Origin of the sequence: Novosphingobium sp. KN65.2, assembly GCF_001368935.1 — a bacterium.
GTDB lineage: Bacteria > Pseudomonadota > Alphaproteobacteria > Sphingomonadales > Sphingomonadaceae > Novosphingobium > Novosphingobium mathurense.
On record NZ_CCBH010000230.1, the window covers coordinates 1 to 1,706 of the forward strand.

2 protein-coding genes are annotated in these 1,706 nt (G+C 65.4%); both read left to right on the forward strand.

The features are described 5' to 3' along the window. Entirely contained in the window at positions 1–747 is a 747-nt protein-coding gene (locus tag SPHV1_RS23855) for an electron transfer flavoprotein subunit beta/FixA family protein (protein WP_054948484.1), read from the forward strand. Between the two features lie 29 nt (positions 748–776). Beyond that, positions 777–1,706: an electron transfer flavoprotein subunit alpha/FixB family protein gene (locus SPHV1_RS23860; protein WP_054948485.1), complete on the forward strand. Its 930-nt coding sequence runs from the start codon at positions 777–779 to the stop codon at positions 1,704–1,706.

A 1,706-nucleotide genomic window follows, 5' to 3' on the forward strand; every position in this document is an offset into this window, starting at 1 on the left:
ATGAAAATCATCGTCCCGGTAAAGCGGGTGATCGACTACAACGTGAAGCCGCGGGTGAAGTCCGACGGTACCGGCGTTGATCTTGCCAACGTCAAGATGAGCATGAACCCCTTCGACGAGATCGCTGTCGAGGAAGCCATTCGCCTGAAGGAAGCGGGCAAGGCGGAAGAGATCATTGCGGTCTCGGTCGGCCCGGCCAAGGCGCAGGAAACGCTGCGTACGGCGCTCGCCATGGGGGCGGACCGGGCGATTCTCGTCGAGACCGACGCGGAAGTCGAACCGCTGGCCGTTGCCAAGATCCTGAAAGCGATCGTCGCTGAGGAGAACCCCGGCCTTGTCATCCTCGGTAAGCAGGCCATCGACGACGACTCCAACCAGACCGGCCAGATGCTGGCCGCGCTGCTGGGCCGTCCGCAGGGCACTTTTGCCAGCAAGGTCGAGATCGACGGTGACAGCGTTGCCGTGACCCGCGAAGTCGACGGCGGTCTGGAGACCGTCAGGCTGGCGATGCCCGCGATCGTCACCACCGACCTGCGCCTGAACGAGCCGCGCTACGCTTCGCTGCCCAACATCATGAAGGCGAAGAAGAAGCCGCTCGACAGCAAGACGCCTGCCGACTTCGGCGTCGACATCGCCCCGCGTCTCAAGACCCTCAAGGTCTCCGAGCCGCCGGTGCGTCAGGCGGGCATCAAGGTGCCCGACGTCGATGCCCTCGTTGCCAAGCTCAAGGAAATGGGCGTCGCCTGAGGGCACGGCCGGGAAAGGATACAAGACTCATGAAGACGCTTGTTTGGGTCGAACACGACAATGCGTCGCTCAAGGACGCGACGCTCGCCACTGTCACCGCGGCTGCCAGGCTGGGTGAAGTCCACCTTCTCGTTGCCGGTTCGGATTGCCGCGCCGTCGCCGAGGCGGCCGCGCAGATCGCCGGCGTGGGCAAGGTCCACCTCGCCGACAACGCCGCTTACGAGCATGGCCTGGCCGAGAACGTCGCGCCGCTGATCGCCGACCTCATGGCCGATCACGATGCCTTCGTCGCCCCGGCGACCACCACCGGCAAGAACGTCGCGCCGCGCGTCGCCGCGCTGCTCGACGTGATGCAGGTCTCGGACATTCTCTCGGTCGAGGGCGAGAAGACCTTCACCCGTCCGATCTATGCCGGCAACGCGATTGCCACGGTCGAAAGCACCGATGCCAAGCTGGTGATCACCGTGCGCGGTACGGCCTTCGAGAAGGCGGCCGCCACCGGCGGTTCGGCGGCTATCGAAGACGTTGCGGGTCCGGGCGATGCCGGTCTGTCGAGCTTCGTGGGCGCCGAGCTGGCGAAGTCGGAGCGTCCGGAACTGACCAGCGCGAAGATCGTCGTCTCGGGTGGCCGCGCGCTCAAGGACGCCGCGACTTTCGAGGAATACATCATGCCGCTCGCCGACAAGCTCGGCGCCGGCGTGGGCGCCAGCCGCGCCGCGGTCGATGCGGGCTACGTGCCCAACGACTACCAGGTCGGCCAGACCGGCAAGATCGTGGCACCCGAAGTCTACATTGCCGTGGGCATCTCGGGCGCGATCCAGCACCTTGCCGGCATGAAGGACTCCAAGACCATCATCGCCATCAACAAGGACGAGGACGCCCCGATCTTCCAGGTCGCCGACATCGGCCTCGTCGCAGACCTCTTCAACGCCGTGCCGGAACTCACCGGCAAGCTTTGA

What these genes read in the sequence shown, in the direction of transcription:
- SPHV1_RS23855 (WP_054948484.1), top strand. Translation starts at nt 1, where the DNA reads ATGAAAATCATCGTCCCGGTAAAGCGGGTGATCGACTACAACGTGAAG.
- SPHV1_RS23860 (WP_054948485.1), top strand. Translation starts at nt 777, where the DNA reads ATGAAGACGCTTGTTTGGGTCGAACACGACAATGCGTCGCTCAAGGAC.